Source organism: Dellaglioa sp. CoH-56-MRSF-14, assembly GCF_056782115.1.
This window is the reverse complement of the sequence record NZ_JBXAYB010000004.1, coordinates 1-22510: the sequence shown is the minus strand read 5'-3', so window position 1 is coordinate 22510 and position 22510 is coordinate 1. Positions and strand designations below refer to the sequence as shown.

Annotated in this window: 20 protein-coding genes; 6 read left to right on the top strand and 14 right to left on the bottom strand. The window is 32.9% G+C overall.

The window, feature by feature from the left end:
- Nucleotides 1–10 precede the first annotated feature (10 nt).
- The gene (locus tag AC1RPX_RS05265; protein ID WP_481761921.1) at nt 11–559 is read left to right on the top strand and encodes a phenolic acid decarboxylase; all 549 of its coding nucleotides are present in this window, start codon (nt 11–13) and stop codon (nt 557–559) included.
- A gap of 69 nt (nt 560–628) precedes the next feature.
- Here the strand turns inward: AC1RPX_RS05265 and AC1RPX_RS05260 are convergent, their stop codons facing one another.
- The 5 genes from AC1RPX_RS05260 to AC1RPX_RS05240 form a co-directional block, all read right to left on the bottom strand.
- Entirely contained in the window at nt 629–1975 is a 1347-nt protein-coding gene (locus AC1RPX_RS05260; RefSeq protein ID WP_481761922.1) for a glucose-6-phosphate isomerase, read from the bottom strand.
- 98 nt (nt 1976–2073) lie between these two features.
- Nucleotides 2074–3447 carry an amino acid permease gene (locus AC1RPX_RS05255; RefSeq protein WP_481761923.1) on the bottom strand — a complete coding sequence of 458 codons (1374 nt, stop codon included), beginning with the start codon at nt 3445–3447 and terminating at the stop codon, nt 2074–2076.
- A gap of 22 nt (nt 3448–3469) precedes the next feature.
- Nucleotides 3470–4372: a GRP family sugar transporter gene (locus AC1RPX_RS05250; protein WP_409022282.1), complete on the bottom strand. Its 903-nt coding sequence runs from the start codon at nt 4370–4372 to the stop codon at nt 3470–3472.
- Between the two features lie 255 nt (nt 4373–4627).
- Entirely contained in the window at nt 4628–5800 is a 1173-nt protein-coding gene (locus tag AC1RPX_RS05245; RefSeq protein ID WP_481761924.1) for a class I SAM-dependent rRNA methyltransferase, read from the bottom strand.
- A gap of 15 nt (nt 5801–5815) precedes the next feature.
- Nucleotides 5816–6445 (bottom strand): VanZ family protein, encoded by a 630-nt coding sequence (locus AC1RPX_RS05240; RefSeq protein ID WP_481761925.1) that lies wholly within the window; start codon nt 6443–6445, stop codon nt 5816–5818.
- A 432-nt stretch (nt 6446–6877) separates the two neighbouring features.
- Between AC1RPX_RS05240 and AC1RPX_RS05235 the strand changes: the two genes are divergently transcribed.
- From AC1RPX_RS05235 to AC1RPX_RS05225, 3 genes are all read left to right on the top strand, one after another.
- The gene (locus AC1RPX_RS05235; protein WP_481761938.1) at nt 6878–8788 is read left to right on the top strand and encodes an LTA synthase family protein; all 1911 of its coding nucleotides are present in this window, start codon (nt 6878–6880) and stop codon (nt 8786–8788) included.
- A 116-nt stretch (nt 8789–8904) separates the two neighbouring features.
- The gene (locus AC1RPX_RS05230; RefSeq protein WP_481761926.1) at nt 8905–9645 is read left to right on the top strand and encodes a hypothetical protein; all 741 of its coding nucleotides are present in this window, start codon (nt 8905–8907) and stop codon (nt 9643–9645) included.
- Nucleotides 9646–9663: 18 nt separating this feature from the next.
- Nucleotides 9664–10221 carry a hypothetical protein gene (locus tag AC1RPX_RS05225; RefSeq protein WP_481761927.1) on the top strand — a complete coding sequence of 186 codons (558 nt, stop codon included), beginning with the start codon at nt 9664–9666 and terminating at the stop codon, nt 10219–10221.
- Nucleotides 10222–10263: 42 nt separating this feature from the next.
- Here AC1RPX_RS05225 and dltD read toward each other — a convergent pair whose 3' ends face one another.
- From dltD to AC1RPX_RS05180, 9 genes are all read right to left on the bottom strand, one after another.
- A complete protein-coding gene (gene dltD, locus AC1RPX_RS05220; RefSeq protein ID WP_481761928.1) occupies nt 10264–11487 on the bottom strand; it encodes a D-alanyl-lipoteichoic acid biosynthesis protein DltD in 1224 nt (407 codons plus the stop codon).
- Between the two features lie 24 nt (nt 11488–11511).
- Nucleotides 11512–11748, bottom strand: coding sequence for a D-alanine--poly(phosphoribitol) ligase subunit DltC (dltC, locus tag AC1RPX_RS05215; protein ID WP_481761929.1), 237 nt, complete (start codon nt 11746–11748; stop codon nt 11512–11514).
- Nucleotides 11749–11773: 25 nt separating this feature from the next.
- Nucleotides 11774–12970 (bottom strand): D-alanyl-lipoteichoic acid biosynthesis protein DltB, encoded by a 1197-nt coding sequence (gene dltB / locus AC1RPX_RS05210; RefSeq protein ID WP_481761930.1) that lies wholly within the window; start codon nt 12968–12970, stop codon nt 11774–11776.
- Entirely contained in the window at nt 12970–14499 is a 1530-nt protein-coding gene (gene dltA / locus AC1RPX_RS05205; protein WP_481761931.1) for a D-alanine--poly(phosphoribitol) ligase subunit DltA, read from the bottom strand. The genes dltB and dltA overlap by 1 nt, the downstream gene beginning before the upstream one ends.
- A gap of 14 nt (nt 14500–14513) precedes the next feature.
- Complete coding sequence (locus AC1RPX_RS05200) at nt 14514–14663, bottom strand: teichoic acid D-Ala incorporation-associated protein DltX (protein ID WP_409022273.1); 150 nt, start codon at nt 14661–14663, stop codon at nt 14514–14516.
- 215 nt (nt 14664–14878) lie between these two features.
- Nucleotides 14879–16324 carry a sensor histidine kinase gene (locus AC1RPX_RS05195; RefSeq protein ID WP_481761933.1) on the bottom strand — a complete coding sequence of 482 codons (1446 nt, stop codon included), beginning with the start codon at nt 16322–16324 and terminating at the stop codon, nt 14879–14881.
- Nucleotides 16324–17049: a response regulator transcription factor gene (locus AC1RPX_RS05190; RefSeq protein WP_481761934.1), complete on the bottom strand. Its 726-nt coding sequence runs from the start codon at nt 17047–17049 to the stop codon at nt 16324–16326. The genes AC1RPX_RS05195 and AC1RPX_RS05190 overlap by 1 nt, the downstream gene beginning before the upstream one ends.
- A gap of 159 nt (nt 17050–17208) precedes the next feature.
- Entirely contained in the window at nt 17209–18630 is a 1422-nt protein-coding gene (locus AC1RPX_RS05185) for a hypothetical protein (RefSeq protein WP_481761935.1), read from the bottom strand.
- A 2-nt stretch (nt 18631–18632) separates the two neighbouring features.
- A complete protein-coding gene (locus tag AC1RPX_RS05180; protein ID WP_481761936.1) occupies nt 18633–20879 on the bottom strand; it encodes a transglycosylase domain-containing protein in 2247 nt (748 codons plus the stop codon).
- 398 nt (nt 20880–21277) lie between these two features.
- On the opposite strand from AC1RPX_RS05180, the gene AC1RPX_RS05175 reads away from it, so the two are divergent.
- Together AC1RPX_RS05175 and AC1RPX_RS05170 are read left to right on the top strand one after the other, a co-directional pair.
- A complete protein-coding gene (locus AC1RPX_RS05175; RefSeq protein ID WP_481761937.1) occupies nt 21278–22015 on the top strand; it encodes a peptidylprolyl isomerase in 738 nt (245 codons plus the stop codon).
- Nucleotides 22016–22088: 73 nt separating this feature from the next.
- Nucleotides 22089–22415, top strand: a complete 327-nt coding sequence (locus tag AC1RPX_RS05170; protein WP_409022267.1) for a heavy metal-binding domain-containing protein — start codon at nt 22089–22091, stop codon at nt 22413–22415.
- Nucleotides 22416–22510: the final 95 nt, after the last annotated feature.

Sequence of the window (22510 nt, the reverse complement as noted above, 5' to 3'; positions counted from 1 at the left end):
AACAAAAATTATGACAAATACAGAAAAAAAGTTTAAAACATTAGATGATTTCTTAGGTACACATTTTGTATATACTTACGATAACGGTTGGGAATATGAATGGTACGCTAAAAATGATCATACTGTTGACTACCGTATCCATGGTGGTATGGTTGCTGGACGTTGGGTAACTGATCAAGAAGCTCACATCGTTATGCTTACTGAAGGTATTTATAAAATTGCTTGGACAGAACCTACAGGTACTGATGTCGCTCTAGATTTCTTACCTAACGAAATGAAAATTAACGGAACAATCTTCTTCCCTAAATGGGTTCAAGAACATCCTGAAATTACAGTTACTTACCAAAATGACCATATCGATTTGATGGAAGAATCTCGTGAAAAATACGAAACATATCCTAAAATGGTTGTCCCAGAATTTGCTACAATCACTTACATCGGTGATGCCGGTCAAAATAACGAAGATGTTATCAATGAAGAACCTTATGTTGGTATGCCAGATGATATTCGTAATGGTAAATATTATGACGAAAATTACAAAATGATCAAAAAGAACTAATTTATTCCAAATAAAAATCGTCTGAACTTTTAAAAGTTCAGACGATTTTTATTTTATAACTTTTTTATCTTAAAGACGTGCATTTAATTCTTTTGAAAGGTCTTCGAAGCCAGGTTTACCAAGTAAGGCAAACATGTTCTTTTTGTATGCTTCAACACCTGGTTGGTTAAATGGGTTAATTCCATTCAAGTAACCAGATACAGCTACAGCTGCTTCAAAGAAGTAAATTGTATATCCTAATGTGTAAGCGTCTTGTGTAGGAATGTTCAAAATCATGTTAGGAACATTACCATCAGTATGAGCTAAAACAACACCTTGGAAAGCCTTTGTATTAACAAAGTCCATTGTCTTACCTTCTAAGTAGCCTAAGCCATCAAGATCGCCCTCTTCTTCAGGAATAGCAGTATCATTAACGGGAGTTCCCACATTAATTACAGTTTCCATCAAGTTACGACGGCCTTCTTGAATATATTGGCCTAATGAATGTAAATCAGTTGAGAAATTAGCTGAAGATGGGTAAATACCCTTTTGATCTTTACCTTCAGATTCGCCCATCAATTGTTTCCACCATTCTGAGAAATATTGTAAACTTGGTTCGTAGTTTTCTAGAATTTCAGTTGTGTAACCTTTACGGTATAAAATATTACGTAAAGCTGCGTATTGATATGCTTCATTTTTTGTTAAATCAGCATCTGAATATTCAACACGTGCGTCTTCAGCACCTTGCATCAAGGCATCAATATCAGCACCTGAAGCAGCAATTGGTAATAAACCAACAGCAGTAAGAACTGAGAAACGGCCACCAACGTCATCAGGAATAACAAATGCTTCATAGCCTTCAGAATCAGCTTCAACTTTTAAGGCACCAACTTTACGATCAGTTGTAGCGTAGATACGTGAGTTAGCTTCTTCTTTACCATATTTTGCGATTAATTTTTCTTTGAAAACACGGAAAGCAATTGAAGGTTCTGTTGTTGTACCTGATTTAGAAATAATATTAACTGAGAAATCACGATCACCAATTAAATCTACTAAATCATGTACGTATGAAGGACTAATTGAATTTCCAGCAAATAAGATTTGAGGTGCATTTCTTTTTTCAGCTGGTAATAAGTTATAGAATGTATGGTTTAAGAATTCAATAGCTGCGCGAGCACCTAAATATGAACCACCAATACCGATAACGACTAAAACTTCTGAATTAGATTGAATTTTTTTAGCTGCTGTTTTAATACGAGCGAATTCTTCTTTATCGTAGTCTTTAGGTAAATCTAAAAATCCACGGAAATCACTACCTGCCCCTGTACCGTTGCGTAATTCACTATCTGCTGCAGTAACAAGTGCTTGCATTTCGCCAAGTTCATTGTCTTGGACGAATTTTGATAAGTTAGAACTATCGAATGAAATATGTGCCATTTTAATTATCTCCCTCATATTCTTTATTTAACAACTTACATTATACAATACTTAGTAGAAAATATAACAGTCAAACAGAACTTTAATTACAAATTCCGTTATTTTTTTTGTTTACTATGAGAATATCCGTAACCGTAATAAGCAACTAATCCTATAATAATCCAAATTAGAAAGGCAACCCAGATATTAATCGGTAACTGAATCATCAAATAGACTGAAATAATTATAGACAAGATTGGTAACAATGGTACAAATGGAACTCTAAATTGGCCTTTACTAGGTTCACCAAATTGTTTCCTTAAACTTATTAATGCCAAAGCCAAAATAACAAGTACGGTTAACGTTACAATATTAGTCAATTTGGCTAAACTTTCAATAGACACTAACCCACTTGCAATCGCAATAAAAATACCGACTGTCCATGATGCTGCTTTGGGCGCATTCGTCTTATCGCTAATTTTTGCTAAGTATTGGGGCAATAATCCGTCTCTCGCCTCCGAATAAATCATTCTCGATAAACCATAGGCTAATGCAATTAAGACGCTTAGAAGCGTTATTATTGCACCTACCGAGATTATATTTCCAATAATACTCTGATTTACAAATCGCATCGCAAATGCAACTGGATCACTAACATTTAATTGTGTATACGGGACAATTCCGGTTAATACTAACGTAACAATAATATAAAAAATAGCAGAAATACTTATCGCACCAATAATTCCTTTTGGAATTGTCTTTTGCGGATCAATTACTTCGTCTGATGCCATCGCAATAGATTCAAACCCTAAAAAGGCAAAAAATACTAATGCGGCCCCACTCATTACCCCACTTGTACCAAATGGCATAAAGGGTTGCCAGTTACCAGGTTTAATGTAAAAAACACCCACTACTATAAATAAAAGAATAATCGCAAATTTTACAAATACCATTATTTTGCTTAAACGTAGTGCCTTTTTTGCTTCAAATGTTGTTAACCATGTAACGACTAACGTAATTATAACAGCAATAATATCGATATATGACCCTCTTGCTGCATTATACGATGCACTCAGCGCAACAGGCAGGTGGATATTAAGCCCTATCAAGAACCCCTGCATATACGCAGACCAACCTGAGGCAACAGAAGCCCCCGCTAGAATATATTCACAAATGGTAAACCAACTAACGAACCAGGCTATAAACTCACCAAAAATAACATAAACATAATTATACGAACCACCAGAAACTGGTATTCTTGATGAAAATTCTGCATAAGAAAAGCCGTTCATTATAACTGCAATTGCGGCAATAATAAACGACAAAATAAGGGCAGGACCAGCCTCTTGACTGGCAGCATTCCCCGTAACAACGAAAATACCTGTACCAACTGTTGCGCCTAACCCTAAAAGAATGAGATCACCGGTTTTAAGGGTTCTTTTTAATTTACTAACATGATGAGTTGTCGCAAATTCTTTTTTCCTTAAATCCATCGATTAACACTCCTTCACCATTTTATAAAGTTTTCATAATTCCTAACATAATAACACCTAAAATAACAAATATTGATCCAAGTGTGACATAAATCATCTCATGCTTAGTCTTCTTTTCTCCTAATAAGTAGATACTACCGAATGTTGAAATAACCACTCCCATTTGAGAAAATGAAAAACTAACAGCTTGACCTAATTTAGGAATTGATAAGAACATAAAGATGTTACCAGCGCCCCAAATAAGTCCCGTTAATACATTTTTAAAAGTTGATGAGTGCATAATAACTTCATTTGCAATAAGCGCAACAAATCCAGCACCTATAACCATACCAACAGCTTGTGGCAAGATTGTTGCCATTGTAAATGCACGTGATTCATCAGCAGTCATGCCCACTGTTGCATAATGAACAACAATTGTATAACCTACGTAACCAATTGTTGACAAAATAATAGCACGTACACCAGCAGCAGTATTCTCATTTTTTTCTGAATCAGATAGAACTGAATTTTTTTTATCTCTCAATGATGTCAAAGCAGCACCAGCAATAATAACGATCATCGCTATAGTACCAATCACAACCATTTGAGTTGTCTTCCATTCATTAAACAGTATGACACCTGCCAACGCATTACCAGCTAACTGTAAGCCTGTTGAAACAGGAACTGTTTTTGAGATTCCGATTGCTTTCATAGCATGGAATTGTTGATTTTGACCTAAACTCCAAAATAAACCAGAAACGATACCAATAATCCAGACTTTTGTGTCCATTTCTGGTTGATAAATACCATAAATGGCAATTCCAAAAATCAAGGCACCCCATGTCATACCAACTGTTTGTTGGTTGGCAGTTCCGCCAAGTTTTCCACTTATAAGTCCAATACTACCCCATGCAATTGCAGGGATTACTGCCATTAAGATAATCATAATTAATTAAATCCTCTACTCTCTCTCTTTTATTCTTTTTTCGCGATTTAACTATTTTAGCAGTAAAGTAACCGTATTTACAACCCTTAAAACAAAAATTTGATGATAGCTTTAGCAACATTTGAAACGGGTTACATTCGAAATCCATCAAAAACACTCATAAACGTTTAATTACAAGCATTTTGTTTTTATGAATTTTTTATATTTTACGAAAAAAAACAATCCTATTTAATAATAAATAGGATTGTTTTTTAATTAATCAACTTTAATAACTAACGTTTTTAAATAATTACCTTGACGATATTCCTTGTTTGTTACAAAGTCACTTGATAAACGGAATGTTTCAAGTAATGTAAATGAACGATTCTTATTAGCAAAAGCTTCTGTGATTTGTTCTTTTAATTTTTTGAGCGTCAATCCTGCCGAATTAGTTGAGAACATGATAACACCATCTTTTTGTGTAATATCAATAGCATCTTCAGCAAGTTGAACATAATCTTTTTGAACTGAGAATGTTCTTTTCTTTGAACGTACAAAACTTGGTGGATCCAAAATAACTAAATCATAGTTAATATGGTGTTTCTTTGCATAATCTAAATAGCCGAAAACATCCATTCCACGAATTTCTTGTTTTTCAGGATCAATATTATTAAGTACAAATTGTTCTTTTGTACGATCAATATTTTTATTATTCACATCTACACTAACTGTTTTAAGTGCGCCACCTACTGATGCAGCAACTGATGTTGCACCTGTATTACTAAATCCGTTAAACACAAGTTTTCCTTCAGCATATTTATTCATAATTGCTTTACGCATTTCACGTTGTTCTAAGAAAAGTCCTGTCGTTGTTTCATTAAGATATGCAGCAAATTGAAGGCCATTTTCTTGAACAATAAGTGGCGTAGGTGCATCTTTTCCACGAACTTTGAATGTTGATGGTTCACCCTTTGTATCGTAACGAAGATTAGCATAAATACCTTTATAACTTGTAACTGCATCAGAAAATGCACTATAAATCATATCTTTGTGTTGGTAAAGACCTAAGCTATACCAAGTAAATACATAATAATCGTCGTAATAATCAATTGTTAATCCACCGATACCTTCACCTTCACCGTTAAAGAAACGAAAGGCATTCGTCTCCTTATTAGTAAATAATGATTTACGGTTCATTCGAGCGTTATTAAATAATTTTGAGAAAAAATCTTCATCAATACGTGATTCTTCATTTCGTGAAAAAATCCAGCCATCCCCACGATTTTGTTCTGCAAAATAACCATAAGCGACAAATTGATTATGTAGCGTTAATGCAACCCATTCTCCTTCTTTAAAATCACGAGTTGTTTGTAAATCTTCCTTATCAATTAATGGGTATCCATTTTTAAACTTTTTTGCTGCATGTGAAATAATTTCTACTTTTCTCAATGACTAGCACTCCTTCTATTTTTTAACGTCTTTTTTATTTAATATTTGATTTAAGATAAGATATAGCCCACAGCCTATCAATGTACCCAATGAATTAAAAATGATATCATCTATATCACTAACTCCGGATCCTAGTACAAACTGTCCACATTCAATAGCGATTGATAAACAAATACCAACCAACATTGTTTTTACTAGAGAATACTTTTTAAATTGCTTTAGACTGGGTAAAATAATTCCTAACGGAACAAACCAAAGAATGTTACCATATAGATTATACACGAAATCGAACAAAGATTGTCCATTTGTCAGTTTAATTGTTTCAATTAACGGTGTCCAATTGATAGAATGAAAATTATAGGTTGAATTCAATCGGATATCCCATGGGAAATAGACATATCTAAATACCGTCAATTCAACTAATAAAACGAGGTACGCAACTAATAATAGCCTTACAAATTCTGTTCTGAAGTTTATTTTTTTCTTTTGATACAACCCTATACTTACTCGAATAACAAGATACACGATTAAGTAAAAAATTGTTTTATCAACACTTAAAAAAATAAGATGGATTAATGGAAAGTGGTTAATACCTTGTGAGTAATGATGTAAAACGTATTCATATAATTTTGATAAAAATAACATTCTTTCAACCTCACCTTCCATCTTCTCCTATATTAACAAATAAAAACATGATATTTTAGTATGTACCATTATTTTTCATGTAAATTTAATAAGTTAAAAATGCATTAACAAAGCTTAGCATCAATTGACACAAATTTAATATAGACTGTAAACTACAGTTACGATTTTAATTTGATTATACTCGAAAGGACGGTTCAAACCGTGCAGACACTCAAACGATTTAGAACATTTCTAAACACAAAGCTTGGATTTTTCACCCTACTTCTGTTTCTTTTCTGGTTAAAAACAATTACTGCATATCTTATTGATTTTAACCTTGGTGTTTCAGGAATTTATCAATACTTTGTCCTTTTGTTAAATCCACTTGGCACAACCATGCTACTACTCGGACTTGCATTATACATTAAAAAACCAGTTATTTCATATTTGACTATGTTTTTAATTTACATTGCGAACTCAGCATTACTATTTTTTAATGTTATTTATTATCGAGAATTTACTGATTTTATGACAATTAATACAATGTTAGGTTATTCTAAAGTTTCTGAAGGTATTAGTGGCAGCTCTTTTGCTTTAATGAAACCACACGATATTTTTTACGTCATTGACTTAGTGCTTATTATTTGCTTATTCTTAACTCGCTATTTAAAATTTAACACTCGACCATTCAGTAAACTTAACGCGTTTGCAATTACATCATTCTCAATAATGCTAACATTGGCAAGTTTAACATTAGGCGAAATTGACCGACCACAATTAATTACGAGAACGTTTGATCGTAATTATATTGTTAAATACTTAGGAATTGATTCATATACCGTCTACGACAGTTTCAAAACAGTTAAAAACAATCGGGTTCGCGATACTGCTGAAAGTTCTGATTTAAATGATGTCCTTGATTTTACAAAGTCACATTATGCAGCACCTAATCCAAATATGTATGGTATCGCAAAAGGTAAAAATGTTATTGTGCTCCATTTAGAAAGTTTTCAACAATTTTTAATTAACTTTAAGGTGAATGGAAAAGAAGTCACACCCTTCTTAAATTCTCTATACAATGGTAAAGAAACTTATAGTTTTCCTAATTTTTTCAATCAAGTCGGACAAGGTAAAACATCTGATGCTGAGAATCTCTTAGAAACAAGTATCTATGGATTACCTCAAGGATCTGTTTTCACATCTCTTGGATCCGAAAATACATTTGAAGCAGCTCCCGCTATCTTAAATCAAACCGCTGGTTATTCTAGTGCTGTTTTCCACGGTAATATTGGATCATTTTGGAACAGAGATTCCGTTTATAAAAGTATGGGATACCAATACTTCTTTGATTCAAGTTATTATGATACGTCTGCAAATAACACTCTAGAATACGGTCTAAAAGATAAGTTATTATTCAATGATTCAGTTAAATATTTAGAAAAATTACAGCAACCTTTTTATGCAAAATTCATTACCGTGTCAAATCATTTCCCATTTGATATTGATTCAAAAAATAAAGACTTTGAAGTTCCAGATACAGGTGATACGTCTGTTAATAATTACTTCCAAACGGCTCATTATTTAGACGAATCAGTTAAAGAATTTTTCACATACTTAAAAAAATCTGGATTATCTAATAATACAATGGTTGTCCTCTATGGTGACCATTACGGTATTTCAAATTCAAGAAATGTGAAGCTTGCTAAACTTCTTGGTAAATCATCCGAAACATGGAGCTCATTTGATAATACACAATTACAACGTGTTCCATTTATGATTAATATTCCTGGAAGTAAAAATGGTGGCATCCAAAATCAATATGGTGGTGAAGTTGATGTCTTACCTACCCTTCTTCACTTATTAGGCCTAGATTCGTCATCATATGTTCAATTTGGGACAGATTTATTTTCTAAGAATCACGATCAGACAGTTGCGTTTAGAAATGAAAACTTCATTACACCTAATTATACTGTTTTAGATTCTACAATTTATGATAATGTAACAGGTAAAGAAGTTACGCACCCTTCTAAAATTGTTAAGGAAACAATAAAGAAAGATCAGACAAAAGTCAGTACCGAACTAAATTTATCGGATACAGTCAATAATCAAAACTTATTACGTTACTATACACCAAAGAATTTTAAGCCAACGCAACCAAGTGACTATAACTATAAGAATCAATATAGTAAATTACTAAAATTACAAGAAACGCTTAAAAACAATTCGACAAGCCTCTATTCAAAACATGGCAATAAGTCGACAACAACCTTATATCAAACAGATGCTCCTGAATTAAAGGCACCAACTGCAAGTTCTTCTTCAAAAACTGTTACAAGTTCAAGTTCAAGTACCAGTTCAAAATAAACGCTACCGAAAAATAAATTTCGGTAACGTTTATTTTTTTATTCTAAACAACTTCACATAATGTTCATAACTATTATTTAAAATTAGTCATATAGATTAATCGAAGAGGTGTCATTATGTCTTTAATTCTACAATCATTATCTAGTATTTTTTATCATAAGAAACAAACAGTTGGGTTATTTATCATATTTTTTTTCACAATACTAATCGGTCTCTCAAACTTATTATTTAATCAAATTTCATTTGAATCATTTAAAAGTTTTAAAAAAATGCTTGCTCATATTAATGTTAATAGTACATCTAGTTCTAATTTACTTAGTGTCTTAACAGATATTCATAAACAACAAGTCAGCCTAATCTACCCTATTATTATTGGGTTATTGATAGCGGGTATTACTATCAGTATTGTTGTTTATAAAAAAATCATCAACAAGCGTATCAACGAATATCTTAGTTTACACAATATCGGCGAAAGTCAGCCTAAAGTCGCATTTGCATTCGCTCTTGAAGTCCTTATTATCTTTATAGCAGCATTAATTTTAGTGATAATTTTAATTTTCTTCTTTAAAAATAACTATACTTCATTGCTGAGAGAACTAAATATTTATTGGCTAACCCATTCATTAGCTATGCAACTTTCTCCCTCAGAAATATCCTCTGAGTTATTAGAATTACTGTCACATAAATTAACCAATTTTAATGGGAATTTTTTAATTTCCTCTACAAACGTACAATTTAGTACATTAATCTCGCAAGAATCATTCATTAATTCTGCATATCTATTTGCTGGCGGTATAACTATTAGCCTTATTTCATTCCTATCTGTCTTATTCTCTACCCGTAACTCATCTCATTAAATTATAGGAGGCATCACAATGCAACTAAAAAAATACACTAATACAACTCAATCATTAACCTCATTATTCCCTACCCATTCGGTTTCAATCATTTTAGATAAATCATTTGAATTCGTAAATCAACTTGAAAATCAAGACTTTATTAATTCAAATTTAGTTACTTTAATCACAATTGAAGAACTAAGCTTAATAGTTCCTTATCTAACTATCACACAAAATATGGGTTTAACATCTAAGAAACAGCACAAAAAAACATATAAAACTATTTCAAAATTAATTTATGGACAATATTTTCACCACTATTCACCGAATTTTATCAACAAAAAAACGACTGATTTAAGTCACTTTGATGAAACACTTATTTTAATTTTTAGAGCTATCTTAAACGATTATTCGGTGATCATTTTATCAGGCTTAATTGATGAATTTTCAATAATAGAAACAAGATTCTTCATTGATTTAGTCACAGAATTAACCTGCCAATTAGATTTAAGCATTATTATCACAACTAAACAGACAGAGTTACTTACTCAACCGCAAATCATTCCCTTTGCAGAATCTCCTATAATAGAATAAACCCTCATTGCATATGCAATAAGGGTTTATTCCAATTATTTTTTATTCTTGTTGCCAATCTTCTGAGTAATAATAATTATTTAAATGATATTTAGGTTTAACTTGTTTTTGAGTCAGGAATGGGTTCACATAACTATCAACCGCAACCCAACCTTTCCAACCTAAATGAATCGTATCTTCCATGAAGTATTCTTCATTACCATCTTTACTGAAATCAGCAATTTTATTAAATCCTTGGGATTTCAATTGCTTTGTAACCTTACCATCAAAGTTAGCTAGCATCTTCGACGATAGTCCAGTATAACTTGCCCAACGTTGGTTTACAGGTGGAATAATAAACAAGACGTCAGTATGTTCTTTAGCAAACTGATTTAAAATTAATTGGAAATCTGAAAATTCAACAGAATGATCATAATTTAATTTAGTCTGTGTACCTGCAAGCTTACCAATTTTTTTGTTAAGCTTATTTTTATCCCAATAACTATTTTTGATTGCAAAATCATTATTGGTTGTCCATTTAGCACCATATTTACCGGCAAGAATATTTAATTTATTTAAATCATATTTTGCTGGAAGGTTCTTAGTTTGTTTGTCGATAGTCTGTGTTCGATCGGCCATCGGAAAACCTGAGAATAATTGATCTTCATGATTCAAAATCGTTAATTTCAAGCGAAGCATCGTAGCATCCGCTTCAGATAACGACTGTCCTTCAGCAATTTTATGCATTGCATTCAGTACAGATTCATTTCCTTCACCAGACATTAAAGTAATAAATCTGTTGGCAGCATAACGATCTGACAGGCTGTTAGCATTTGCAGATAGTAACCACTCTGTTGTTTGTAATGGTGAATAAAAATTATTAAATACCTGCTTTCTTACACCATTAGGAACAAACCATTGTGGTGATACCACCATAACTGCTTTTTTATTTCTTAATTGATTTTTGATACCTTGTAAATAAAAATAATGATTAAGCGATTGTGTCCCACCAGTTCCCATTAAAAATGGACGATATGAACGATTATATTTTTTCGCTAAAACTGAAGGATGCATCGAATCCATCCGTGAAAATTCGGATGAACCGATAAATGCCACATAACCATCATCTAATGCCTTTTGACGAATAGCAGAGCCCTTTAAAATTAAAGTAGATTGCGATACTGCTGCTTTTTCTTCAGTTTTTGCAGAACTGAAATTATAATTGACTGGTGCAAGTAGTATGGCTAATAGTAATGCAACAGCCAAAACAACAGGCCCAATGATCATGAATAACTTCTTTTTCAATCCCATTTAGATCAAGCTTTCTACTTTTGCAATAATTAAATTTGGTGTTGCCCACTCAGAACGTTCAAACTCTGAAATTGGAATATCAACACCTAATTCATTTTGTAATTCTAAGATTAATTGAATTGAACCCATTGAATCTAATAGGCCTTCATCAAAAACATTTAAATCTAAATTATTTCTAACTTCTGCGCTACCTGTTGTCTCTTCTAATATATCTAAAACTTTATCTTTTGTGTTCATATCAATTCTCCTCTAATTATCTATTTTATGAAAAATATAGTTTGTCCAAAAATCCTGAAAAGATTAAGAAACTTAAGCAAACGATGTTAAACGTAATAAAGATTGCAAAAATTTCTGTAAATTTATTACTTGGAATACTGGTTTTATGTTTCTTTTTAAATCTGAGCCATGCATCATTAATGACGATAGCTATCGCATGGAATAGGCCATAGGCAATGTAATACCAAGTAACCCCGTGCCAAAATCCCATGAGTAAGAATAATCCAAAATAACCAACAATAGCTGTTGTTATTCGACTTTTAATTAATTTATGTTTCATCATAAAAAAGACTAATCTCATATAAACAAAATCACGGAACCAGAATGAAAGTGTCATGTGCCAACGATTCCAAAAGTCTTTAATATTGTGTGCGATGAAAGGTCTATTAAAGTTAGGAGGTGTTTCAATTCCCATAAAGTAACTGATACCAACTGCGAATAAACTATAACCAGCAAAATCAAAAAATAAATCCATACTGTACGTGTACATGTAACCAACTAAGGCCCACGATATACCACCGTCTAGTAATGCAATACGTGCGACGTGAGGTAACAGCATCGTACCAAATAGGTATGCTAGTAAAAATTTATATAAGAAACCTAAGAAAATGTAAAATACACCCTTTTGTAACATTTCTAAATATTTTTCTCGACTTGGGACATTTTGATAATCTTTAACAAACCGTCTGTAACGATCGATTGGTCCCGATGAGATAGTTGGGAAAAACAATAAAAATTGTAAGGTTAGCATCAAATCAAATTTCTTAATACTACCATCTCGCGATTCCATAATCATTTGAACCGCTTTAAACGTTAAATAACTAATTCCTAAAAAGCCAATAATTGATGGTATACCATTATTAATGGCTGGTGTTATTTTTACGATGGATAATGGTGCTATCGCTAAAAGGACAGCCATAATAAAAACCCACGTTTGATTATACTTACTACGATAATTCATGTATAAACCGATAAGTAAGACTTCAAAAATTATATAAATAAGTAAATTAAAGCCTTCGTGAAGTTTTGGACCGCCAAATATTAAGAAAATAAAGAGTAATGAAATTAACGTTTCATACAATCTAAATCTTTTACCATTAAGCAAACCAACAATAATTGGAATTAAAACAACAATAAGATATAGAAAGTACATCGGATTGACATAAGGTTGGAATGATACCATTAAGCATTCACCTCATTTATTAGTGTTTTCCGATCAATTTTACCATTTTGCGTTAATGGTAAAACATCAACATAAACAAACTTCTGTGGAATCATATATGACATCATTGTATCTAACAAGTATTTTTTAATTTCAACTGTTAATTCTGAGTCTCGTTCAACTGGATTATCATTTTGAACAACATACGCAATTAATTGAACCACTTTATGATCCTTATTATATTTTGGAATAGTGATTGCTTGTTTTACAAATGGATGCGATGACACATGATGGTCAACTTCTTCTAATTCAATTCGGTAACCATGTAGTTTAACCTGGAAATCAATTCGTCCACGATATAACAACATCCCTTCAGAATTTATGATTGCTGCATCACCAGTTCGATAGGCAGCTACGCCATCCATTTCAAAAAAAGCACTGGCCGTTTTTTCAGGATTGTTAAGATAACCTTTTGAGACACTAGGTCCAGCAATAATTAATTCACCTTCATCACCATTTGGTACTAGTTCATTTTCTGGATTAACTACAACCATCTTTGTATCTGATTTGGCATAACCAATTGGTAATCGTGGGTATTGTTCTAAAATAGCATCAGTAATCTCAACACTCGAAACCGCAACTGTTGCTTCCGTAGGACCATACGTATTAAATATCTTAGCCATTGGGAATCTTTGCTTCAATGCTGCAGCTGTTTTGTGAGTTAATTCTTCACCACAAAATAAGAATCGACTAAGATCTGGTAAATGTTTATCATCAAACGTTGGTTCTAATAAACAAATATCAATAAATGATGGTGTTGAAACCCAAACTTGTAAGTCCAGAGTAGGTAACGTTTGGAAAAGAACTTTGAAATTATCCGTCACTTCTTGAGGTAAAACAGATAACTTACCACCCATAGTTAATGTAGGATACAAGTCCATTACTGATAAATCAAATGAGTATGGTGCCTGAGATAGACTATTGGGATGTTCTGGTAGAGAGAAATCTTCTATCATCCAGTTCACGTAACTTATCAAGTTATCATGACTAATTTGAACCCCTTTTGGCTGTCCAGTCGTACCAGATGTAAAGATAATATAGAAGTTATCTTTACCAGTTACTTGGAAACTAGGATCAGGAACTTCTACCCCTTGATTATTCTCAATAATTTCTGTTAATTCAGTTGATAAAATTACAGGTACATCGAGTTTAACTTCAGGTAATTCTGCTACAGCTATACAAGCGACTGGTTTCGCAACTTCTTGAATTGACTCTAAACGCTCAGCTGGTGAGTGCGAATCAATTGGAATATATGCGTGCCCTGCTTTAACGCTTCCTAAAAAAGCCACTAGCATATTAAATTTTTGATTTCCATATATCATAATTGGACGTTTATTATCTAAATTTAATTCAATCAAATGCAATGCTAATGCATCAGATTTTTCTTTTAACTGTTGATAAGTATTTGTCTCACCCAAATCATTGTAAACAATGCGATTGGGATCGGACATTGCGATCATATCAATTTGATTAATTACATTTTTTATCATGTCTTTGCTCTCCTTTAAAATTCATTATAGATAAACGTACCATTACTTATACCTTTAAATGAATACAGGTAAACTAGCATCGCCAATACAATAAAATAAAAGGCAGTTCGAACGATAAACATAAAAACTTCATTTTCTTTTAAATCATGCCATTTTTGGCTCATATTTATCACATCCCCCTTAGAATGAATATAGTATACACTTTTTTTCCCCCGTTTAGCATTCATCTATGTCATACTAACCTAACAATTTTGTAATATTAAACTTAGTTAATAATCTTATTAACCGCTTTTTAGTGTAACAGAATTACATCTATATCACAAAAAAGAACGATTTCTATTTGTATATAGAAATCATTCTTTAATAATTTTTTAACTATTTATTCATTTTCTTGATTTGGAAACGTCAATGTAAACGTTGTCCCTTTTCCTTCAGTACTCATCACTTCAACTTTTCCGTTATGAAGTTGCATTAATTGATGAACAATTGATAATCCCAATCCTGATTCTCCGTACTTAGTACTCTTACGAGATGGATCTGCCTTGTAGTAACGTTCCCAAATATTTTCTAGCTGGTCTTTTGTCATGCCAATACCTGTATCAGTAATCCTAAAGATACTTTCATGGTAACCACGTTCAGCTGAAATATGAATCGTTCCTGATTGAGTGAATTGAATGGCGTTTTGCGTAATGTTAAAAATAACTTGCACAAATCGATCGTAATCCGCAAAAACCATTAAGTTTTTAGGAACACTTAATTCAATCTTATCGTCGGCTTCTATTGCTTTTTTTGTTAGTTGTTCAACGATGTTATTCAAAACAATAACCGCATCAAAATTACTTGGTGCTAGCGTAATTTGATTTGTCCTAATTTTTTCATAGTCTAAATTTTCATTGACTAATCGGATTAATCGCTTAGTTTCACTTTGCATTAGTTCAATGCTCTTCCCTTTGCTCTCTTCTGGAATTGCATCGTATGCTAGCCCTTCAAGTAGTCCGTTAATAGTTGTCAACGGTGTACGCATTTCGTGTGCAGCGTCAGCCATAAATTGTCTACGACGTTCTTCTTGACGTTTTATTTCTTTCTCTGATTCTTTCAATGAAGAAACCATGCCATCAAAATCTTGTGCCAAATCATCTATTTCATCTCGATGTCTACTTTCGATATGCACATCAAAATTACCATCAGCAACCATTCGAGTTGCACGTCTCAATCGATTAATTCTAGAAACAGAGTATCTCGCTAAAAGATAACTCAAAATAATTCCAGCGATAACAGAGACAATAAACGCAATAACCAAATTCTGAGTCATTTGACTCATATTGGATTGAATATTAGAAACATTGGCTCCAACCGATATAACCGCATATAATTTACCATTATAAAAATAAGGTTTCAAAATATCGGTCATATTAATTGCTTTCATATCTGTTTTTAATTGTCTATTAATATGCGGTGTACGGTGAACAACTTCACCATTTTCCAATTTTTTCCACTGCTCACTTGTAATATTGTCCTGTACCGCATTATCAGGATAGATAATTTTAGATTTTTTAGTATAAATAGTAAATCGAACATTTTGCGTTTTTAAAATTAATTCTGCATTTCTTAAATTATTTAAGTTTAAATTAAATTGCGTTTTTGAATCGGTTGTTTTTAAAACCATTGATTCTGACATTAAACTATCCGAGTAACCTTCCAATTGTGTCCATGTATTTTTATAGACCATATCACTCGTGAAATTTAAAAATAAAGCGCCAAATACAATGACCAATGTAATAATAACCGCGAAGAATGCTAACATTTGCTGATAAAGTAGCTTCATTAGTAACCAGCTCCTGAGTCATCAAATTTATAACCGACACCCCACACCGTTTGAATAACTTGTGGACCCACTTTTTCAATTTTTTGACGTAATTTTTTAATATGTGCATCAACTGTTCGTTCATCACCAAAAAATTCATAATCCCAAACTAATTCCAATAGTTTTTCTCTTGAAAAGACTTGTTTTGGTTTATTGGCCAACGTTTTCAACAAATCAAATTCTTTTGGTGTTAAATCATGAATTAAAACGTCTTGTAAGTATGCTTCTCGACGAGCTGTACTTAATTTAAAGTGAGTTGTGACAATATCAAAACTAGTACTTTCATTTTCTGTTTCATCGTCAGTTCCAACACTTGGTTTTTCTGCCCGGCGGTGAAGGGCCTTAATTCTAGCAATCAATGTTATTGGGCTAAAAGGCTTTGTTACATAATCATCTGCGCCCATTTCTAATCCAAGAACTTGATCACTTTCGGTATCGCGTGCCGTTAAAATAATAATGGGGACATTAGCTGAAACTTTTCGAATCGTAGAACTGACTTGCATGCCATCCATACCAGGCAAATTCAAATCAAGCGTAATCATATCCCAACTATCCGGATCTTCATTAAACATAGCAACAGCATCATTACCATCATAAGCGTACTGAACGTCCCATTTTTCTTTTTGAAAAAACATCGACATCATTTCAGAAACTGCCTTATTATCCTCTACCATCAATAATTTCATATTATTCCTCTTTCATTTCCAATTTAATGAAAATCATAATCTTATCTGCTACTTTGAGCGGTCTTATATTCCATTAGTATAACTAAATAATATGAATATTTTTAGTTTTTTTTCGTAATATATTTTAATACCATCAATTTTAATGTATTGTAACTACTTTTACTGTATTTTAGTAGCTGATGAACTGCTTACCTGGCTTGTACTACTACTAATAGCACTTGATTCTGAACTGCTTACGGCTGTATCTGATGACGCGTCGGCTTCTAAACTAGAGCTTGTTTCATCCGTTGAACTTGATTCTTCTACAGAACTTGCCTTTGCCTCCTGGCTTGATGCGCTGGATGACTTTTTACTTGCTCCCGAGTAAATTTTATTTGCTGAAGTTCCCTTATAACTTTGGTGTTGGATAATTACCTTTAATTTATCTGTTCGCTTAAGTAAGTTTCCTTCACTCGGCTCCGATAATATCATGTTTTTCCCAGACCATTTCTGTACAAATACAATTTCTATATGGTTTTTGTTGGCCCACTTTTGCGCTTCCGATTGAGATCCAAATTTAGGAACTTTTATATAAATTTCAGCTTGTTTCTTATCTTCAGCCTGTTTTTTTAATGCATGAGATAAAGTTTCTTCAAGTGAAACCAACTTTTTATCGGCTTGTTTCTTATCTGAAAGATCTTTTTTATAATCATCAAATACCTGATACTGCTCTGTCTGTGTGGCTAAATCTTTAGCTATCACTTCTTCAATTTGATTTAAAAAGGCAAGATTATTCCATGAATAGTGTAATTTACTGACAGCATTCGTATAGTCATCTATTTGCTGACTTGTACTTTTTTTCAAGATTTCTACATTACCTGACAAAGGGTCATACGTGGCTGTCTTCATGGCAATGGACATTACACCGTTTATTGCTATTGCATCTTTTGCCAAATTTTTTTGTAGTGTATAAATTCGATTGGCAAATTGATCTTTATTTGAAGAATTAATCAATAACTGATTAATGTACCCAAATTGTTCATTATTCAATTTTTGAATCGTTCCAGGGGTCACATTTACTTTAACTGTTTGTTCATCATCCTTAACAAATACATCTTGGTATAATGAATTCACTTTCACTTTTTTTAATAAATTATCATATTTTGTCTGGTAATCAGCACGTGAATTCTTAGAAATATTTGATAATGTATCATCTAATTTTTTCATTTCACTTGAAGTTGCTTTAGTCGTTAACTCCTCTGTTTTAATGTTGTAACTATCTGCATAAATTTCATTAAACTTTTGTTTTGCTTCTTTAGACTTAACATTAGAGTCGTAGAGTGAGTCTGGCGTTTGATTTGCCATTGTTAATTTTGAATTATCATTTTTGGACCAATCAAGACTAATTTGATACCGATTGATAACCGTATAGACGCTCCAAATACTCAAGCTAACCGCAATAAACAACAAAATACGATACGCCCACTTTAAAAATTGTCGTATCGATTTATGACTAGCTTGTTCTGGTTTAAAATCTGCTTTATTTTCTCGGTTAACAGTTTTTTTTCCTGTTTGCTTTGTCCCTCTTGATCTCGGTTCCATTTTTATTCACCCTCTAACGTCTCTTTAGCCGCCTTAATGCCATCATTAGCCTTGTCTAATTTTTTCTGAACATTATTTAATTTTTTCTGAGTTGACTGCTCCCATGAACCAATTTTATATGCTTCAGGTTTCTTGTGATATGAAGGATCCTCTAATTTTATTTTTAACGTGTCCTCAGCAATCTTTTTAGACAAATACGTTTTATATATTTTAGCTTTTTTTACATCAATTTTTTCTGGCTCTTTAACGCCTAACGTTACTACTTTATCGTTAGGTTCATATTGAGCTGCAAGACCAGTTCCTGACAATTGTATAACAGTTGATGGTTTTGTCCACTCACTATTATCAGCATTCTTTTCTTTTGAAAAATGTACCATTAGGTCACGATATAAATTAACATTTGTCATTGCAGATGCAGCATCAGTAATATAATGTCCTTTTTTCATTGGTTCATCATACCCTAACCACATCGAAATAGAAGTTGATTTAGTGAACCCATTCATCCAGACATCCATATTTGCATTCGCTGGAAATCCCGATGAAGCAGAATAACCGACGGTCCCTGTCTTCATTGCCTGATGAACATTATCAATTCTTGCAGAAGGCGCTGTCCCACCGGCATTAGGTACGCCTTCCATCATTGACGTTAGCATAAATGCTGTTGAGGCCTTCATAGCACGTTTACTATTTACCTCATATTTTTTAACACTATTATCTGAAAATTTTAGACTTGTGACGTAACGAGCCGCATGATAGGTTCCGCCATTTGAAACGGTGCCATATGCTGTCGCCATTTGTTCGGTAGAAACATCGAGTCCAATAGCCTGCGACCCCGCAGGTGCATTATTTTGAGCCATCCCTACTTGTGCTAAAAATTGGCTAGCCTTCGCACTCCCAACAGTATTTAACGTTCTAATTGCTGGTGTATTAGCCGAAACTCGTAATGCGTTTTGCATCGTTATTGATTTATAACTCACTTTATCAAAATTCTGAGCAACAAGATTAGTTCCCGGATAAGTATATGAAGTGCCATCTAAGGCATGTGTGGTTGCCCACCCAAAGTATTCAATAGCAGGGCCATAATCTAATAGTGGCTTAATTCCTGATCCTGACGAACGCTGCGTAGAAATTGCCCGATTATAACTGAAGGCAGTTTTTTGATGACGTCCACCATATTGAGCAACAATATTCCCCGTTTTAGGATCTGTAATTGTAATTGCAGATTGTTCTGCTGAATTTTGATAATATTTTTTATTATCAGCTAATTTTTTAACAGTCGCATTTTGCTTTGAATCAAGCGCTGTTGTAATTTGTAATGGAGTTTTAGCTAAATCGTACCCTTTATCGCTAACTTGTTCTAAGGCAGAAGTAACATAAGCATTATTTTCAAGAATTTTTTTTGTAACAGAATTTTCCATCCAATGGCGTTTCTGTAAATCTTTTGTCACTGATTCTGCGACAGCAATTTTATATTGTTTCTTTGTAATTACCTTATTCTCAAGCCCTGTTTTTAATATTATATTTCGGCGTGTTTGAACGGCTTTAGGGTTTGAATATAAATTATAGGTAGAAGGGGCTTGGCCCAATCCAGCTATAATTGCCTGTTGACTAATACTCAATTGTTTTAAAGTTTTACCAAAATACGTTTCTGAAATGGTCTGTGCCCCATATGATCCTTCGCCTAGACTCATTTTATTAACATAAAACTCTAAAATCTGTTTCTTACTATAATTATGGTATAACTGTTGCGCTAAGAAAAATTCTTTTATTTTCCGGTCTACAGTCCGATCTTTATTACTCGTTGAAAAAACAGTTAATTTAATTAACTGTTGCTCAATACTTGATCCACCTCGAGCTGACCCTTTACCTACAGCTGATTTAATGGAAGAAAGTCCCGCATTAAATAAGCCGGAGGGCGAAAATCCCGCGTCTTTGTAAAATGTTTGATCTTCTGTTGCTAATAACAGATTACTATATGTTTCAGGAATGTCTTTTGACTTAACATAAACTCGTTTATTCAGCGCTGAAGACCAAATTAACTGGCCATCTTTATCATACATATTTGAACTGGCATCAGATATTAATTCCTGACTTGTAACTGTTGGCACGGACTTAATAACTGTCGCAATATAAATACTTATCGTCGTAACTCCTAATAAAAATAAAACACCAAATATTGCAATAACTCTAAAAATCCACGGATGCCGATGACGCCATCTTTCTTTATCTTTCTTATTTTGTTTTACCATTATGCCATCCCCGATTCTGTGACACGAGTCACATCTCTTGCCATGACATTATTTATTATTTTTTCTATGTATAAATCTAAATTTCCCAATTTATTACCAACTAACAAAACGTAACCCCCTACTACTTTTCTTAACAATACAAAATCTGACTAATCCATTTCGATAATTGTATTGTAATCCTCTAACTATGTAAATTTTTATATCGTTCACAATTGATAACGTTCATATAAGTATTAAATCCTCATTTAACCGTGAGTCATCCCCATTTATATATGTTAAATATAACAATCATAATGACTATATACAAGCGCTAAACTGGATGTTTAAGTTAAGACTTGTATAACTTCTACCTCGTACGTTAAACTAGAGTAATTAAATAAAGAAAGTTTGGGGTTAATATGAAAAACAAAAAAATGATTGGTTTAATTGCAGTAATTATTATCATTATTCTTGGGGGAATTGGGTTCTTCTTCTACCATCAAAATGCAGAAACAACAAATGATACGGAAACTACTACTTCTTCATCAAGTGTAGCGTCAAACGTTGAACTACCACAACTTAGTTCAAAAGTAACAAAAAAAGAAGCTGTCGTAGATATTCAGACAACAAAGGGAAATATCAAAATCAAATTATTCCCGGAATATGCACCAAAAGCTGTGAAGAATTTTATTACTCATAGTAAAAAAGGGTACTATAATAATACCCTCTTCCATCGTGTTATTAACGAATTTATGATTCAAGGTGGCGATCCTAAAGGGGATGGTACTGGTGGCGAAAGTATTTATGGTCATACATTCGGTGCTGAAATTTCAAGTAACCTTTACCACATCCGTGGTGCTTTAGCGATGGCACAAACGTCAGAACCTGATTCAATTGGTAGTCAATTCTACATTGTTCAAAATAACCAAGATGTAAGTACCAGTGCTGATATTAAAGATGGCACACCGTCAAAAATTATTGATGCATACAAAAATGGTGGCACACCTTCACTTGATGGTACTTATACTGTCTTTGGTCAAGTTATCAAAGGGATGGATGTTGTTGATAAAATTGCCGCAGTTGCAGTTAATTCAAGTGATAAACCTACAACTAATGTTAAAGTTAAAACAATTAAAGTCCTCCAAGAGACAAAATAATCAGTTCAAATCTGCAGTCTCTTATAAAGTAACTATGTTACTATGAAGATACTAATAAAGGGAGGTTTTATAGATGTCAGATAAAATTCTAGTCGTTACAACGGAAAGTATTCCGGGTAGAGAATATGAAGTAATTGGGGAAGTTTTTGGCCTTACAACACAATCTAAAAATGTTATCAAAAACATTGGTGCCAGTCTTAAAAATATTGTCGGTGGCGAAATTAAGGCCTACACAGAAATGATGGCTGAATCAAGAGATACTGCTATTGATCGTTTACGCGACAATGCAGTAAGCATGGGTGCTGATGCAGTTGTTATGATGCGTTTTGATTCCGGTTCAATTGGTCAAGATATGCAATCAGTTGCCGCATATGGTACCGCAGTTCGATACATTAAATAATGAAAAAAAGTTTCAACAATGTACTAGGCCCTGTCAAGTTGACGGATGAAATAATATAAAATTTAATATGTTTCTAAATGGCTTTATCCCAGTAT

Bases quoted from the DNA above. Each gene is read 5' to 3' on its own strand.
- AC1RPX_RS05175 (WP_481761937.1), top strand. From the start codon at position 21,278: ATGAAAAACAAAAAAATGATTGGTTTAATTGCAGTAATTATTATCATT.
- AC1RPX_RS05230 (WP_481761926.1), top strand. From the start codon at position 8,905: ATGTCTTTAATTCTACAATCATTATCTAGTATTTTTTATCATAAGAAA.
- AC1RPX_RS05225 (WP_481761927.1), top strand. From the start codon at position 9,664: ATGCAACTAAAAAAATACACTAATACAACTCAATCATTAACCTCATTA.
- dltD (WP_481761928.1), bottom strand. From the start codon at position 11,487: ATGATCATTGGGCCTGTTGTTTTGGCTGTTGCATTACTATTAGCCATA.
- dltB (WP_481761930.1), bottom strand. From the start codon at position 12,970: ATGGTATCATTCCAACCTTATGTCAATCCGATGTACTTTCTATATCTT.
- dltA (WP_481761931.1), bottom strand. From the start codon at position 14,499: ATGATAAAAAATGTAATTAATCAAATTGATATGATCGCAATGTCCGAT.
- AC1RPX_RS05240 (WP_481761925.1), bottom strand. From the start codon at position 6,445: ATGTTATTTTTATCAAAATTATATGAATACGTTTTACATCATTACTCA.
- AC1RPX_RS05190 (WP_481761934.1), bottom strand. From the start codon at position 17,049: ATGAAATTATTGATGGTAGAGGATAATAAGGCAGTTTCTGAAATGATG.
- AC1RPX_RS05170 (WP_409022267.1), top strand. From the start codon at position 22,089: ATGTCAGATAAAATTCTAGTCGTTACAACGGAAAGTATTCCGGGTAGA.
- AC1RPX_RS05185 (WP_481761935.1), bottom strand. From the start codon at position 18,630: ATGGAACCGAGATCAAGAGGGACAAAGCAAACAGGAAAAAAAACTGTT.
- AC1RPX_RS05255 (WP_481761923.1), bottom strand. From the start codon at position 3,447: ATGGATTTAAGGAAAAAAGAATTTGCGACAACTCATCATGTTAGTAAA.
- dltC (WP_481761929.1), bottom strand. From the start codon at position 11,748: ATGAACACAAAAGATAAAGTTTTAGATATATTAGAAGAGACAACAGGT.
- AC1RPX_RS05180 (WP_481761936.1), bottom strand. From the start codon at position 20,879: ATGGTAAAACAAAATAAGAAAGATAAAGAAAGATGGCGTCATCGGCAT.
- AC1RPX_RS05260 (WP_481761922.1), bottom strand. From the start codon at position 1,975: ATGGCACATATTTCATTCGATAGTTCTAACTTATCAAAATTCGTCCAA.
- AC1RPX_RS05235 (WP_481761938.1), top strand. From the start codon at position 6,878: ATGTTTTTAATTTACATTGCGAACTCAGCATTACTATTTTTTAATGTT.
- AC1RPX_RS05200 (WP_409022273.1), bottom strand. From the start codon at position 14,663: ATGAGCCAAAAATGGCATGATTTAAAAGAAAATGAAGTTTTTATGTTT.
- AC1RPX_RS05195 (WP_481761933.1), bottom strand. From the start codon at position 16,324: ATGAAGCTACTTTATCAGCAAATGTTAGCATTCTTCGCGGTTATTATT.
- AC1RPX_RS05265 (WP_481761921.1), top strand. From the start codon at position 11: ATGACAAATACAGAAAAAAAGTTTAAAACATTAGATGATTTCTTAGGT.
- AC1RPX_RS05250 (WP_409022282.1), bottom strand. From the start codon at position 4,372: ATGATTATCTTAATGGCAGTAATCCCTGCAATTGCATGGGGTAGTATT.